At 60.0% G+C, this 15,598-nt stretch carries 12 protein-coding genes; 1 reads left to right on the top strand and 11 read right to left on the bottom strand.

The window, feature by feature from the left end:
• Positions 1-29: 29 nt before the first annotated feature.
• From AArcSt11_RS08865 to AArcSt11_RS08845, 5 genes are all read right to left on the bottom strand, one after another.
• Positions 30-548 carry a DUF8154 family protein gene (locus AArcSt11_RS08865; protein WP_250596405.1) on the bottom strand — a complete coding sequence of 173 codons (519 nt, stop codon included), beginning with the start codon at positions 546-548 and terminating at the stop codon, positions 30-32.
• On the bottom strand, positions 538-1,227 hold the full coding sequence (locus AArcSt11_RS08860; RefSeq protein ID WP_250596403.1) for a nucleotidyltransferase domain-containing protein: 690 nt from the start codon (positions 1,225-1,227) through the stop codon (positions 538-540). Before AArcSt11_RS08860 ends, AArcSt11_RS08865 begins: the two co-directional genes overlap by 11 nt.
• Positions 1,228-1,468: 241 nt before the next feature.
• The gene (locus AArcSt11_RS08855; RefSeq protein WP_250596401.1) at positions 1,469-2,134 is read right to left on the bottom strand and encodes a DUF8081 domain-containing protein; all 666 of its coding nucleotides are present in this window, start codon (positions 2,132-2,134) and stop codon (positions 1,469-1,471) included.
• Positions 2,135-2,140: 6 nt separating this feature from the next.
• Complete coding sequence (locus tag AArcSt11_RS08850) at positions 2,141-3,460, bottom strand: restriction endonuclease subunit S (protein WP_250596399.1); 1,320 nt, start codon at positions 3,458-3,460, stop codon at positions 2,141-2,143.
• Positions 3,453-4,958, bottom strand: coding sequence for a type I restriction-modification system subunit M (locus AArcSt11_RS08845; RefSeq protein WP_250596397.1), 1,506 nt, complete (start codon positions 4,956-4,958; stop codon positions 3,453-3,455). The genes AArcSt11_RS08850 and AArcSt11_RS08845 overlap by 8 nt, the downstream gene beginning before the upstream one ends.
• 309 nt (positions 4,959-5,267) lie before the next feature.
• Here AArcSt11_RS08845 and AArcSt11_RS08840 point away from each other — a divergent pair, with 309 nt between their 5' ends.
• A complete protein-coding gene (locus AArcSt11_RS08840) occupies positions 5,268-5,417 on the top strand; it encodes a DUF7563 family protein (protein ID WP_250596395.1) in 150 nt (49 codons plus the stop codon).
• On the opposite strand, the gene AArcSt11_RS08835 is transcribed toward AArcSt11_RS08840, so the two are convergent.
• From AArcSt11_RS08835 to AArcSt11_RS08810, 6 genes are all read right to left on the bottom strand, one after another.
• Positions 5,418-5,714, bottom strand: coding sequence for a PadR family transcriptional regulator (locus AArcSt11_RS08835; RefSeq protein ID WP_250596394.1), 297 nt, complete (start codon positions 5,712-5,714; stop codon positions 5,418-5,420).
• A 268-nt stretch (positions 5,715-5,982) separates the two neighbouring features.
• Entirely contained in the window at positions 5,983-7,470 is a 1,488-nt protein-coding gene (gene malQ / locus AArcSt11_RS08830) for a 4-alpha-glucanotransferase (RefSeq protein ID WP_250596393.1), read from the bottom strand.
• 71 nt (positions 7,471-7,541) lie between these two features.
• Entirely contained in the window at positions 7,542-12,026 is a 4,485-nt protein-coding gene (locus AArcSt11_RS08825; RefSeq protein ID WP_250596392.1) for a DUF7997 domain-containing protein, read from the bottom strand.
• A gap of 142 nt (positions 12,027-12,168) precedes the next feature.
• Entirely contained in the window at positions 12,169-13,173 is a 1,005-nt protein-coding gene (locus tag AArcSt11_RS08820; protein WP_250596391.1) for a TIGR04024 family LLM class F420-dependent oxidoreductase, read from the bottom strand.
• Positions 13,170-13,946 (bottom strand): SDR family NAD(P)-dependent oxidoreductase, encoded by a 777-nt coding sequence (locus AArcSt11_RS08815; protein WP_250596390.1) that lies wholly within the window; start codon positions 13,944-13,946, stop codon positions 13,170-13,172. The genes AArcSt11_RS08820 and AArcSt11_RS08815 overlap by 4 nt, the downstream gene beginning before the upstream one ends.
• Positions 13,947-14,037: 91 nt before the next feature.
• Entirely contained in the window at positions 14,038-15,441 is a 1,404-nt protein-coding gene (locus AArcSt11_RS08810; RefSeq protein ID WP_250596389.1) for a hypothetical protein, read from the bottom strand.
• Positions 15,442-15,598 lie beyond the last annotated feature (157 nt).

Raw genomic sequence — 15,598 nt, 5'->3', positions numbered from 1 at the left:
TCGACCATCTCGGACGCCATACAACAGCGTCATGGCTTGCTCTCGTGGCGCTCGTTGCAGTTACATCGAGACTGCGCATCCGCAAACTCGACAGCGTACGAATGGACTTCCTCAGCTAGCTCGTGCATCCCCACTGCCAGATCTCGGCCGGGCCGATCAATATCGTAATAGATTCGGGCACGATGCTCCGACCGGAACGCATCAATTCGGGCGGCCACACCTGTATCGGAAAATACCCCACGATTTTCGATATCCTCGAACACTTGCTCATGTTTTCTGAAATCAGATGACTCTGCCGCAGTCTGATCTACCAAATAGAACTGGAACGACCGTTCGATCGCATTGAACGACAACTCGACGATACTGACGTAGTTGTTCGTTCCGTCGCGTAACTGTCGGCACGTTCCCAGCATCGCACAGGCTTTCCCCAGTTGCACGTCAGCATCCGTCTGCTGCCAGGACAACGAATCCTGGACAGGGCCGGTCTCCTCGTCGGCTAACAACGACTCGACGTGTTCGACAGCAGCAACAACCGCTTCAAGTCCCATTCGCGAACACCTCCTGTTTCACCGCGTCGAGAACCGGGGCGTCCTGAAGCGTGATCCCCTCCACCAGTACGGTACGGATTCGGTCGTGTGTTACTGCTGACTCCCGCGTTTCGACGACAATGTGCGGCTCGAATCGATCACCATCGAACTGTTCCGACGTAATCTCGTCCTCGATACTGTGGGCCGCTCGTTGTGCTGCCATGCGGCCATCACCAACGATAACGAAGACATCGATATCGCTTGCCCGGTCGGCCTCGCCGCGGGCGACACTTCCGAACAACACGATGGCTGCCTGCTCACCAATACGCTCTACAAGCCGATCCCGAACAGTTCGCACTGGGTCGTGGAACTCGGTCTGTGGGATCGTGGTAACTGGATCATCGCTGCGAACGAATCGCTCCGGGTGAATCTGGACGGCGTTTGACCGTCCGTCGCGATCGACGCGAATGATACCGAGGGCTTCGAGCGAGAGAACGGCGGCGTTCACGCTCGACATTCCGCGGTCCGTCAATCGATGGAGTTCCCGATTCGAGAACGCCCTGTCCGGGTTATCAGCGAGTATATGGAGGATGTCAGCTGTTGCGCGGTGTCGGAACGCCTCGCGATCACCGAGTGGAATCGGGAGGCAAACGTACGTTCCCTCACATCCATCTCCCGACCGAACTGTTTTGCGGTTCATGAACCATTAATCAGTTCAATAGCAGGTAAGTGTTCCGCCTGTGAGCACTACTTCTGGTACCTCTTCGAGCCCGTGGCCGGTCGATACGACATGGATTCCTGGTGCTGCACGATCAACAGCAGTTGTGGAAAGGTCCTTGCTCCCGTGAACCGATGGTGTCAGCCATGCTGGGCGATTTCGTCGGTGATCTCGCGTTGACGCCAGTGATTAGGACATCGTCGGAGACGACCTATCCAACCAGCTACTCCGAGTGAACTTCCGTTATCCGGACCGTGTACTCGTCCGGCAGGGCGTCAATGACGACCCGAATCTTCAGAACGCCGTACCCGCGAGCGACTGCCTTCATGCCACGGACCTGATTGCGCTCGAACGATGCGTCTCCGGTCTTGATCTCGCAAAAATACTGTTCGACGATACGCCAGTCGGCTCTCGATCGGACCCGCACCACACAGTCCGGCGACCACGACACGTCCGCTCTGATGTCGTCCGGAAGCTGCGCGTCGTCAGTGCCGCGGAGACGGTGGGTTTCCTCTTCGATGCCCTCCAGTTCGTTGTACAAGTAGTACTGTATCCCGGGCGACAGGCCGTAGGAGCCACACACCAGCGCCTCTCCCAGTTCACCGTACTGATTCGGCCCGACATCGAATGTCAGCCCAGTCACTGTCGACTCTTTCGGCTCCGAGGTATAGCGTTTGGGCGAGGAGATCAGGTAGCCATCCACGTCTTCGGGGTCCTGGGGAGCGACTTTCTGAATCCCTACGTGATCCCCAGAGTGGCTCAGACGCCGTGCGAGCGTTTCTGCCTCCGTTCGTGACTGAAACTCAAGGACTGCCCCCTGTTCCTCCACGATGTCTGCAACAGCATCGTTTGATTGTACGGCTGACTGCTTGACCGACACGCGGTACATCAGAGGCTATCCATACTGTGCGATCTCGTCGGGGACCTCTATGGTAGTGTCGGTCGTTCTGACTGTTCCGGAGAGGAGGTCTTGCATGAGGCCTTGTTTGAGGCGCTGATATTGCCTCTTCGCAGACTTATTTTCCGAGATAGATTCGTCCACGCTATTCAATACACTAACTATTGAACTCTGTTCTTCAACTGGCGGAACGACTACATCGAACTTTTCGATGATTCCTTTACTAATATTCTGCTGACCTGACCCTGCGCTCAACGATTTGAGGTGGTTAGAGAGATAGTTCAGTTGATGGAATAAAAATTCAGGTTTCATATCATCAGTAGTAACAACACCGCAACATGCCTGATTCGTTGTAGCCTCAATATCAAGCAGAGATACCTCTCCGGTTGTTGCCCCGTACATTGCGATTAAGATTGTTCCGGGCGAGAACAGTCGTGCCGTAGATTCTTGGAATCCTTTTTCAGTGATATTTTGCTCTGTTTCCTTCACACGGTACTGCGACAATTCTCCGGTCTTAACCCAAGGAATGTCACCGCCATAATACTCTGGTTCATTAGTATCGGGTGTGCCACCGGCTTGGATCTGAGATGTTATCTCAGCAAGTTTCAAAACACGCCAACTCTCTGGTACTTCACCGTACTTGGTTGATTTGAATTGGCTGTGGTTTCGGTACCCCTCTGAAAATAGGGTTTGAGACAGACCTTCTTTTACTCGGCCCAGTTGAGAAGTAGTTTTTTCGGTCTTCTGAATTGCTTGGTCAACGTTGTGGAATACGGTGGCGATTTTGCGCTGTTCCGAGAGTGGTGGAATCGGAACATCAAGCAACTGTAGGTCGTTTTTTGTGACGGATTTAAATGTACTACCAGTAGCAAGACGGGAAAGCCATGGCCTTCGTTCTGCAAGATTGTAGAAGAGGTAGAGTCCACTGACAGTTTCTGGTCTTAGGGCCGCAAGTCCACGCCCGATACAGCAGTTCCTATCAGCGATATTCAGGTCCCCAACCGGAGCGCGAATGCTCATCAGCACATCATTCTTTTCGGCTTCTTTCCGAGGGTCCGAACACCATGTATCTGCCTTGGGGTGGAAGTGTCCGAACTCTGAATTGCCTTGGAAGAATGGAAGCCCTTCTCCTTCCTCGTTGTAGGTAGACGAAGGGGGTGAGTTTCCCGGGATAATTTCGGCTATATCCGCGAGCGAGTCAATTGTCCAATATGCCGGTATCTCCCCCAACCCGAAGAGTTCTTGTTCACCATCCTCTCCCGACTCTGCCTCTTCAGCAGTCTCGGTGAAATCATCCAAGGTTGCTTCTTCACTCATAATTCAGTGCCCTCATGTGCTGATTCATGCGTGATTCAATCTCGTCTCGTTCAGCCTGTAACTCGCGTAGTTTCCCGAGTTCCTCTTCTACGTTTATGTCTTCTTCCGGCTCAGTCGTATCGACGTACAGCGCGATATTCAGATTGTAGTCGTTCTCCCGAATCTCCTCCAGTGAAACCGTCCGACTGACGCGCTCCTCGGTCGTCCAGTTCTCGAAGTTCTCGACAATGTGATCCAGCCCCTCGTCGATTAGTTCGTTCTGGTTCGAGAGCTCCTGGTAGAAGTCCTCGTCGGCGGCGTGAATGAACTGCACCTCATCCTCTCGCTCCTCTGGCTTGTCCGTGTTCAACACGAGAATTCCCGAGGGGATCGAGTTGTTCTGGAATAGGTTCTCGGGGAGTCCGACGACCGCTTCCACCATATCATTCTCCAGCATCGGCTTTCGGTATCGCCCCTCGTGCTTGCGGAACAGCACGCCGTGTGGAATGACGATCGCCGCCTTCCCGCCCTCGCCGTCTTTCTCTGGCGTTTTCAACTGCTTCGCGATGTGCATGATGAACGCGTAGTCACCCCGGTCGGCGCGTGGGAGCTTCTCGTGCCAGTCGAAGCGCTCGTAGGGGTCGTCTTGCAGTTCGTCTTTCGCCCAGTCCGCCGAGAACGGGAAGTTGGCGAGAACCCTGTTGAACCGCGTTAGCTCGTTCTGGTCTTCGTCGGTAAACGCCGGACTCGACAGCGAGTCCTCACGCTCGATCGAGCCGTGAAGGCCGTGGATCGAGAGGTTCATCTTCGCGATGGCCGCGATGTCCGGGTTGATCTCCTGGCCCGTGAAGCGGAGCTTGGAGGGGTCACCGCCGAGTTCCTCGCGGTAGTAGCGCGCGGCCTCGATGAGCATCCCACCGGAGCCGACTGTCGGGTCGTGGAACGTGTCGCCGTCCTCGAACTCGTCAACGAGTCGGACACAGAGTTCGACGATGTGTGGCGGCGTGAAGAACTGCCCGCCGGACTTGCCCTCTTCTTCGGCGAACTGGCGCACGAGGTCCATGTACGCCTCACCGAGCATGTCCGGGGGGATGCTGTCGCGATCGAGATCGTGGGTAGAGAGGTGTTCGACGAGTTTACCGAGCCGATCGTCATCCAGCGCGTCGGCATCGATGTAGTCCGCGCGGAAGACACCCGTGAGTTCGGGGTTCTCGTCGGTTACAGCGTCGAACGCTTCGTTGAGTGCCTCGTCTACGTTGTCGCTGACTGCTCGGAGATCTTCCCAGAGATAGCCTTCGGGGACGACGGGTACGTCATAGAGGCTGGGGTTCCGTGCCAGCTCCTCGTCGCCGTACTCTTCGACGTTCTGTTCATACTGCTTCTCGAACTCGTCGGAGATCGCCTTGTAGTAGACTAACGGCAGGATGAACTCCTTGTAGTCGGTCGGGTCGACTGCATCGCGAATGATGTCCGCGCATTTGAACAGATGAGAGTCCAGGTCTTCGAGGGAGAGCGTCATGCTCGCTACCATCCGTCGAGAGAAGTTATCTTCTGCGGTGTGTCGTCAGGACTGACTGTCGCTACAGTCGTGTCTCGCGGTCTCGATAAGTTCGGATTACCCCGTTCACACCACACGAGACTGCCACTGGCGCATGGTGGCGACGGTGAGGGTACTCACCGAACACCGGCAGCTTGATCGCACAGGCCGAAAATACTTGGATGAAACCCCATCGTAACCGGTTACCGGAGTGCGGTGTTTCGAACCGTTCAGAATCGTTCGTTCATACCCGGTTAGTAACTAAGCGGGTTACACGGCAAACGACCGAGTATGCCAACGTGCAACAACTGTGGGGCGTTCGTGACCCGAGACTTCGCTCGCGTGTTCGGTGACAACCAGGAGAACGTCAGCGGCTGTGTCGAGTGTACGACGGGGAGAGATCTCAAGTCGGGCGGGGCGACCGAAGCGGCAACGCAGTGATCAGTTCGCCGTAACCGACACCGACTCGTCGACGTACTCGGCCTCCCACTCGCGGCGCGCTTCGATCTCACGGCTACCGCGAGCGGTGAGCGAGTAGAAGTTCGTCCGTCGGTCGAGTTCCCCTTTTTCGGCGAGTCCTTTCTCGACCAGCGTGTCGAGGTTCGGGTAGAGTCGGCCATGGTGGATCTCGCTTTCGTAGTACTCTTCGAGTTCGTCTTTGATCGCCAGCCCATGGGGATCATCGAGTCCGGCAATGACGTACAGCAGGTCGCGCTGGAATCCGGTCAGATCGTACATGTGAATGTAGGGTAATAGTTCCCGTATCATGTTAAGTCTAACGCTCCGACACACACGAATCGCCATGTGTGTCTGCCGATCATCGCTCATGTGGCCGGTATGTGTAATATACCCGATTCGGGTGGAGAAAATATATTCGGGGTGGGACAGACCAAGCTATCAGCGTGGCTAAATACACCCTACATATCAGTGGTTTAATAGACATCCGGAGACGGTATCTGTCGAACTCTTTCAGCAGGAGACGGACCTGTACAATCCGCTCGGGAGCCTACCGACCCGCTTCGTCGGTGATCGTCCGCAGGCGGTCGGTCGGGAACGCCTCAAGTAGCTCGTCGGTACAGCGCCAGTCCCAGTTGCCGCTCTCGGTTCCCGGCGTATTGAACCGCGCTTCGGCACCGAGACCGTACAGGTCCTGTAGCGGGACGACCGCCAGCGAGGAGGCAGTGTGCCAGGCGCGTTCGATCATGTCCCAGTGGATCTCGCTGCCGTCGCTCCCGAGGTAGTAGTGAAGGCAGTCGACCTGCTCGTTGTCCAGCGCTTCGTACCATCCTCGAACCGTGTTCGTGTCGTGGGTGCCGGGATACGCGACGGTGTCCTCTTCGTAGGTGTGTGGAAGGTAGATGTGGTCTTCGGAACACCAGTCGGCGTACTGCATCACTTTCATCCCGGGTGCGTCGATATCGCGGCGAAGCTGGGTGATCTCCTCGGTGATGAAGCCGATGTCCTCGGCGATAAAGGGAAGCTCGCCGAGTTCCGCTTCGATCCGATCGAAAAAGTCGATTCCGGGTCCGTCTCGCCATTCGCCCTCGTCTCCGTCACCATCGGCGGGAATGGCGTAGTACTCCTTGAAGCCACGGAAGTGGTCGAGCCGTACGATATCGGCGAGTTCGAGCTGCCGTTCGAGTCGGGCGATCCACCACTCGTAGCCCGAGGCCTCGTGTTCGGCCCAGTCGTAAACTGGCGGCCCCCACTTCTGTGCGGGGTTGACCTCGTCCGCTGGGACGCCCGAGACGTCCTTCGGCGTGCCGTCCTCGTCGAGTTCGAACAGTTCGGGGTTGGCCCAGACGTCGGCGCTATCCTGTGCGACGTAGATCGGGAGGTCTCCGACTACCTGGACGCCGCGTTGCTCGGCGTGAGCTCTGAGTCGGTCCCACTGCCGGGCGGCGACAAACTGCAGAAACGCCCGATAGCGGATCTCGTCAGCCAGTTCCTCGCGGTACTCGTCGAGGGCGTCGGGCTCGCGTAGCGCGACTGGCTCGGGCCAGTCGGTCCAGGCCTCTCCGTCGAACTCGCGTTTCAGCGCGCGAAACAGCGCGTAATTCTCCAGCCAGCCCGTCTCCTCGCGGAAGCGCTCGAACGCGTCCCACAGTTCGTCGGGGCGATCATCGTCGAACCGGTCGAACGCCGTCCGGAGAAGTGGATATTTGAACTCACGGACAGCATCATAGTCGACGTACTCATCCGAGAACGGCTCGGCAGGTGTCGCTTCCTGGGGTGTGAGTAGTTCCTCTTCGACCAGCACGTCGAGGTCAATCAGGAGCGGTTCGATGGCGAATGCGGAGTACGCCTGGTACGGCGAGTTGCCGTGGATACTGGAGATCGGTCCGAGTGGGCACAGTTGCCAGAGCGACTGATCGGCTTCGGCGAGCGTGTCAATGAACTCCCGGGATGGCTGTCCGATCGATCCGATACCGTGAGTACTGGGCAGCGATGTCGGGTGCGCGAACACCCCGCTTTGACGTGAAAACCGGCTCATAGAATTACTTTCAGAGGCGAGTGTAGTAAACGTGGTGCAACCGTCTCGTCAGTGAGACGGAGTCACACCTGTCAGATGCCGACCGTCGTGAGCGTCGTACCGACCTGTTCGAGTTCGTCGGCGTCGGTCGCCGCGATGACAGTCACCGACTCGGTACTTGGGCCGACCTCGACGGTACCCTCGAAGTCACCGTCGCCGACGGAATACAGCTGCGTATCGTCGTGGGTCCAGAGGACGACGCTGTCGCCACGTGTCGTTCCGGTGACAGTCGCCGTCTCGTTCTCGATCGTGATCTCGTCGACCGCCAGCGGCGGGCCGTCCGGATCGTGCACGGTGTATCGCTCTTGCACGAACGTTGGCGTTTCAACTGGCGTGCCAGCGTCGATGCCGTCGGCGAGCCGAATGAATTGTGCCATACTCCACGCCAGCGGCGTGGCAGCGCCGGTTCCCTCGCCGAACTCCCACCCGTACTCGGTCGGGTACTCACGGTCCCAGACCTGTTCGGGAATCATCCGCGCGGAGTTTGCGAACTGCTGCATCGTTTCGAGCAGCCGCTGGGGATCCTCCTCGCCGCCATCGGTGCCGGCGAGTAGTTCGTATTCGGCGCGTTCGCCGGTGAAGATCGGCCAGAGCCGACCGGCTCCCTGTCGGTCGAGTGCCCACGGGCCACCCTCGTCCGGTTCTACCTCGCTCATTTCACCGTAGCAGTCTCCGTTGTACCGGTACCAGCCGGGGCCGTTCGGTGTCTCGACGCGAATCGTGTCGTCGGCGACCTCGATCGAGTTCTCGATGAGCTCGTAGTCGGGTTCGCGGATACCAAGCCTGACGAGTTCGAGGAATCCACCGTCGATGATATCCCGTTCGTCCAGCGTTGGCCCGTTGTTCGCCAGTTCGCGTTTGACGCCGCTGTCGGGATCCCCGTTTCGGGAGACACGAATGTAGTACGGCACATCGCCGTGTCGTTCGGTCCCCTCGTAGGTCGCACACCAGCGGTCGACGCCGGTTCGCCAGTAGTCGGCAAAACCGAGGTACGCAAGCGCGTCTGCGCGCTTGCCTTCCGCGTCCGCTAACGGTGCCGCACAGGCGATCCCGGCGATCTCGGCGGCGATCGTCGACGGCGAGTAGCCCGCTTCCTCCTCCCAGCGCTCCTGGCCGCTTCGTGGCCCCGAGCGGAGCATATACTCGACGGATCGGCGGACGTGATCGTACTCGTAGACGACGTCGTCGAACTCGATGCCGTGGTCAGCGTAGAGCTGATAGGCCATCACCGACGGGAACGCCACGTTGTCGAGTTGTTCGCCGCCCCACCGGATCCGTCCGTCGAGGTAGGTGTTCTGCGAGATGAACCCGTTCGGTCGCTGCTGGTAATCGTAGATGTACTCGGTCGCCTCGATGGCGCTTTCGAGGTCGCCGATCGCCTCCAGCGCGGTGAACACCTGATAGAGGTCACGGGACCAGGTGAAGTTGTAACCGAAGTCCATCGGGTTCTCCGCGTCGACGTTGACGCCCCACGGCACCGACGGACTGGCGATCCCAGCGCCGACGAACGTCTTGTCCTCGACGGCTTTGAGCACCATCGCGGCTGCACGGTACTGGTTCGCGAGCACCGGGCTAGACTGTACGGACTCCGGAAGCTCGATCGAATCGGTGTAGGATTGCCAGCTATCGACGTACTCGCTTCTGACGCCGACGTAGCCCCGCGAAAGTGCACGCTGGGCTTCGGTAAACGCGCGTTCGGTATCCGCGTTCTCCGCGAAGCCAAGCGCGATCGTGTCCGCGATCGATCCGGTCCGTTCACCCACCCGCCCGACGAGCACGCCGTGGCCGGGATCTGCGTGTTCGACGGATTCGATCGTCTCCCCGTCTGCGAACAGACGAGCGAGATGCTCCTGTCCCGCGCGGCCGACGGTCGCCCAGTCGAAGGATCGATGCGAGGCAAGCGCGGCAGCCACCTGGTACGGCTCGCCGTTCGGATCGACGAAGGCGGGGTCTTCCGCCGCCTCGACGTCCCACGCAGTCAGCGCGTAGCCGTCGGTATCCTCGACGAGTTCGGTCTCCGTGCCCTGCATGTAGCCCGAGAGCGCGGCGTCACCGACGACGTAGATATCGTACTGGTTGCTGTCGGTCGCGGTAAAGCCGAAGTCCATCAGGATCGTCTCTGTCTCCGGATCGGTGATGTACTCGACGACGATCTCCCAGCCGTGACCGTTCGATCCGGTCTCGGTGATGGTCTGTCGGTAGACCAGCGAGTCGGAGCCGACCATTTCGGTTTCACGCTCGATCGTCTCCAGCGAGTCGTCGGTCCGACTCTCGTTGTGGGTTCGCGCGGTATAGGTCGACTCCTCGTCGGCGTCGACGACGAGGAAATCGAGCGTCCGGAAGTTCATCAGGTCGGCCCGCGGGAAGCGTGGCTCGGTAAGTGCCCCCTCTGTCAGCGTGAACCAGACCCGCGAGGGTGATTCAGTGCCGTGGTCTGCAGCCGTCCCGATTCCGTACTTTTCGCCAGTGGTCCACGTGGATGCCACTGCCGGGCCGACCGGCTGCGTCGTCTGCGAGGTCGTACTGAACCCACCGACCTTCTGTAGCGTCGCGATCGTCCCCGATCGTTTCGCGTGTGACCATGCCAGTGGCGTCGCGCTGTCGGCACGTCCGTCATCGAACACCTGCTCGGAGAGATACCCGGACTCGCCGACAAGCTGTCCCTCCGACTCGACGGCGGCGAGCAGCTCTCTGGACCACTCGAACATCTGCTCTTCCCACTCCTCGTCCTCGACGAGGCCGCCCAGCGCCGCGAGGGCCTCGGCCCCCCAGATCGTCGCGAGGGGCCACACCTTCTCCCCGTCCTGTCCACGCTGGCGGAATTCATCGCCCTCGAACCGACAGAGGCCGAAGAGATCGCCGGTATCGTCAGTCCGTGTGAGCCGCTCGATGGTCATGTCGACGTGTGAGGCGAGCTGATCGAGCCGGGTATCGTCGACGTCGCCGACGCCGTGAGCATACTCACGGTGTGCTTCGACGAGCGCAAGCGTGCTCGCGTCGGCGGTCGTGTCGCCGGGTTTTCGCTCGAAGATGCCCTCCTCGGTGTACCGATCGTCGAGACCCTCGTAGATCGCTTTGGCCCGTGCCGATGCCGCTTCGGTCAACTCCTGGTCGATCGGTGCGCGTGCGATGGCCGAAAAGGCGAGCAGTTCCATCGCGGCCGTGTGAGTAAACCGACCGGTATCGCCCTCCCAGAGGTCCAGACACGGCTCCGGAAGCCCGTCCTTGTCGAGGAGGTCGGTCAGTCCTTCGAACCCTGCCCGGATCGTCTCTTCAACCCGGGCAAACAGATCGGTCTCGGGAGAGCCCTGTCGCAGGTAGGTCGCGAGATACGCCAGCACGCTTGCGGTTCCGTCCGCGGCGTACTCGGAGCCGCCACGGCTAACACGAGAGTTGCCCCAACCCGGTGCGAGCGCGCCGTTGTGCGCCCACACTCGCTGTGGCCACGTCCCGTCGGAGAGCTGCGTGTCGGCGTAGAGTCGGGCCGAGTCGGCGTGACGATCGGCGAGGTCGACGCCGAACTGCTCGTCGACGGAGAGCAGGTGTCGGGCGATCTCCGCATCGTCTCGGAACCAGGTGTAGCCGTAGCCGCCGGAGTAGACGTGATACGGGTCGAACTCCGGGGCCTTGATCCGTGCTCCCGTCGGCGCAGTGAGCAGGGAGAGCGCGCGCAGGTCATCGACGACTGAGTCCCGGGAAGGGATATCTGGGATCGCGATCGAGTTGTGCAGGTTCGCACGCTTGCGAATCGCACGGTCGGTCTGGTAGTGGTCTGCGAACGCCCGGACGTGTGCCAGCGCGTCGTCTCTGTTGGTCTCCTCATGATCGGCGACCAGCGTGACGAGCGTCGACTGTGCATGTCCGCCTTCGTCATCGAGAAGCGTCTCGACGACCATCGTATCGGAGAGGTCATCGTCGGTGTGAGCGTCGACTCCCAGCCCACCCGGGTCGTCCGATAGCAGTGCATCCATCCCCTGGCGGCGCTGACTGCTGACGTTCCGGATGCCTGTCGATGCGGTGATGTAATCGTGTTCGGCGTTGTGGAACACTTCGACGACGTCCTGATGCTTGAGATTGCCGACACTGCTCGACTGGCCATCGGGCGCAAACGCCATCGTGGCGACAAGTCGTGGGCGCTCTGGCATGTCCCCACGCACTTCGACGTGGGTGAGGTGTGCCCGATCCAGCGTGTAATCGTACTGGTGGACGGAGAACTCGCCGGCGTCGTGTTCCGTGACGATCATCGTCGTCTCACCCTCGTAGGTCTGCCGGGTCGTCTCCATCTCGTCGAACCAGTAGACCCCATCGTCCGAGCCGATCCCCAGACGCGAGCGTTCGATACCGTGTTTGTTCAATGTGGCACCGGAGTAATCGCGGATCGATCCGCCCCGGTCAACGTAGACGAGTCGTCCCTCGTCACCGCTAAACAGCCCATTGACCGACGCTCGCTCGCCGGGATGGGTGCCGTCCTCACGATGGTTTTGCTTGTACTCGTCGATTGCAATGCGCATTGTCATGGTGGCAGATCAGACTCCCCGCCGGAATGTTGGCGGAAATCGTTCGTCACGATGCTAGTCGGTATCGATATTTAAACTTGCTCATGCCACGGTACTGTTGCAAACAGCCAGACAGATGGTGAGAAATACCCGTGCAATCCGTTCAGTTATCTGGTGCCATTGCCGCGACGGTGGCACTGATATCAGACGCCGATGCCCCTCGTGGGAACGCAAGTGCCACAGCGTCGAGTCCCTCGATTCCGGTGAACGTCTCTAGCTGTTCGCGGGCCTGTTCGGGCGTGCCCGCAACGGCGAGGTCGTCGAGCAGTTCGTCTTCGATCAGCGCTATCGCGGCCTCCTGATCACCGCTGGCCCAGGTTGCGGCGATCTCGTTGGCTTCCGCTTCGTAGCCCTGTCGTGCGAGTGATTTCCGATAGTACGTGCCCATTGCACCCACGTAAAAGGCCAGATGCTGTGCCGCCAGATTGCGCGCGCGATCCCCGTCGTCGAGTACGCAACACGGCAAGGATAGAGAGACACGAACATCATCGGGTGACCTGTCACCCAGTTCCGCGCCGTGTCGGAGATCATCGAGTCGCTCGCGCAGCCCATCCGGTGTGAAGGTTGTCGCGTGCCAGCCGTCGGCGAACCGTCCCGCGAGTTCGACTGACTTCGGTCCCATTCCTGCGACGTCGATCGGCGGCGGGGTCTCGGGCGGATCGAATCGGAGCCGAAAGCCCGACAGCGAGTAGATGTCGCCGTCGTACTCCAGCCCCTCGCCCGCGACGACGCGCTCGATGATTTCGACGTATTCGCGAGTACGCCGCAGGGGGCGCTCGAACGATTCGCCGTGCCAGCCCTCGATCACGGCGGGGCCGCTCGGACCGATCCCGAGACGGAACCGGCCATCTGAGGCCTCCTGAAGCGTCGCCGCGGTCTGGCCGAGCAGCGCGGGCGAGCGTGAGAACACGTTCGCAATGCTGGTCCCGAGTTCGATTTCGTCCGTTCGTTCGGCGAGTGTGGTCAGCGTCGTGACGCCGTCACGACCCCAGGTTTCTGGCATCCATGCTCGAACGTAGCCCTCGGATTCGGCTTGCTGTGTGATTTCGGCGATGCCATCGATACTGCTCTGTGCGGCGACTGGAAGATGGATCTCTCGGTCTGTCATTGGCTCGGTGATTTCATGATGTCGGGTGCGCCTGCGGCACGAATCGTCTCGCCGACGATATAGGATGCTGCGTTACTCGCCAGAAACTGTGCGATATCCGCGATCTCCTCGCTCAGCCCAATCGTCCGGTCGACCGTGTCACGATCGATCTCCTCGGCAGTGACGCCCATCTGGGACTCGACGCCAGGGGTCGCCACGTAGCCGGGCGCGATACAGTTGACGCGGACATCGTCGCCCGCCCACTCGTGGCCGAGGGTCGTCGTGAGGTTGATGACCGCTGCCTTCGCGGCGGCGTAATGGCTCATGTACGGTGCGCCATCCTGTCCCGCCTCGCTGGAGAGGTTGATCACGCACCCACCGCCGTCTTTCAGGTATTCGCTCGCTGCCTGCGTACAGTGGTACGTGCCGGTCAGATTGATGTCGACGATGGTCTCCCAGCCGTTCGGGCTGATCCCGTCGAAGTCCGCCATGAACGACGCGCCGGCGTTGTTGACGAGCACGTCGAGACCGCCGAACTCCTCGACTGTCGTTTCGACCAGCGCGTCGACGGCATCCCGATCCGTAACGTCACATTCGACCGCCAGTGCGGACCCCGGTCGATCGCTGTCGGTGATCGACTCTGCTACAGGATCGACGTTGTCCTGCTCGCGTGAACAGAGCACGACATCGACGCCATCGGCGGCGAACCGCTCGGCGATCGCCTTGCCGATGCCACTGGACGATCCAGTGATGATTGCGGTCGACCCGTCGACACCGAACCGCGTCTCGCTCATACTCTCCTCCATAGATACCGATCAGTGATACACATACACACGGCTTCGTACACAGTCAATTATGATAAAGTTTCTCCGGGCGAAACGGTGCTCAGTCGTCCGGAATGTCGACCGACACTCCCGCCGCAAAGCCCACAGGGATCGCTCCGTCGAATCGACGTCCGGCTACCACCAGTTCACCCTCCTCGTACGTCGTCACGAGTACCTCACCATCGGCTTCGTGCAGCCGTTTTTCCTCGACGATCTCGCCATCCGAATCGATGACACCGAGCCACGCACTGTCATCACGTCGGCCGCCGAGGGCGTAGTATCCGTCCCCGACGTAGTCAATCGTTCGTATCGACGTCCCGTTGATCCGCTGTTCCCAGTCGAGCGACCCATCCTCTACGTATCCCAGCCAGCCACCTCCCGTGAGGGTGTTCGTCCGGAACGATCGAGCGTACTCGTAGCTCCCAACGGTTCCCGCCGCGAGAACCCCATCTCCGTTCGTCGCGATATCCTCGATTACCCGATCCCGATGGTCGCTATCGTCGTCGATCTCCCGGTCGTCGTACACCTCCCAACGTTCTTCACCGTCGTCATCGACCGCGAGGATCCACGGCTCCGAGGGAGCCACCGACGAATCCTCGCCGAGCGTCGTCGTGCCAGCTAACAGATAGCCCTCCTCGACGCGCTGAATCGTTGTAAACCGATCGTGCCGGTCGTCCTCGGTCCAGTCAGTGTGTGTGGTGTCGGCTGTATTGTACGTTTGCTCCCACTCCAGTTCGCCGTCAGCAGCGATTTTGGCCAGCCAGCCGTCGCCGTGGCGTGTGTCGACGAACTCGGAGCCGAGGGTGACACCAGCGAGAACAGCACCGCCATCAGCAGTTGCTACGCCGTCGAGGAAGACGTCCCGAAAGGAGTTGATCTCCGGTCGTGGGTACTCGGCGTCCCATTCGACAGACCCCTCCCCGTCGACGCGTTTGACCCACGCCGTCTTGCTGTCGGGCGAGATATCGTGTGTCCAGCCAACGAGCAGTCGGCCATCGTCGACCGGGAGGACGAGTTCGATCGAGTCGTGGATGGCATATCCCTCATCGAGATCCCGTCTCGACCGGTTCAGTTCGGAGACGTAGGTTCGGGGAGTCGTTTCGCTGTCGGGATCGGCACCGTCGACCAGCCAGCCGACGCCCGCGTCGTCCTCGTCGAGCTGGACGCCGCCGAGCTCGAGGCCGCTATCACCGAGGTTTGCAGCGATAAACGATCCCGTGGATCCATCACCATAGATACCGTCCCAGTCGACTGAAAACAGGTCCGGCGATTCGTCGCCGCCCGTCTCATCGTCGTCTTCAGGCGGTTCCTCACCGTTCTCTTCGTCGTCATCCGGTTCATCATCGTCGAGTGCGCTACTGGTCGCGACTATCGCCGCGGAGAGCGCAGTGAGACTGCCAGCCCCGAGGAGTCCGAGCAGTTGTCGTCTGTTCGGTCCCGGCGAGCCGGCTTCTCCGTTGGCCATCGCAAGGTTGCACGGCCCGTTCCTGATTAGTTATACAGGCTCAAACTGGGGTAAGTCGGGCTTATGCTGGTAGTGGTATCAGTCGCCACACTACCCAGATGGGCGACTGACACGAACTCGAACCGCAAACGGTACCTTAACTATCCCCGCTTGCATA

This window comes from Natranaeroarchaeum aerophilus, from assembly GCF_023638055.1.
In the GTDB taxonomy this organism is placed as follows: Archaea; Halobacteriota; Halobacteria; order Halobacteriales; family Natronoarchaeaceae; genus Natranaeroarchaeum; species Natranaeroarchaeum aerophilum.
This window is presented reverse-complemented; position numbering and strand designations above follow the sequence as displayed.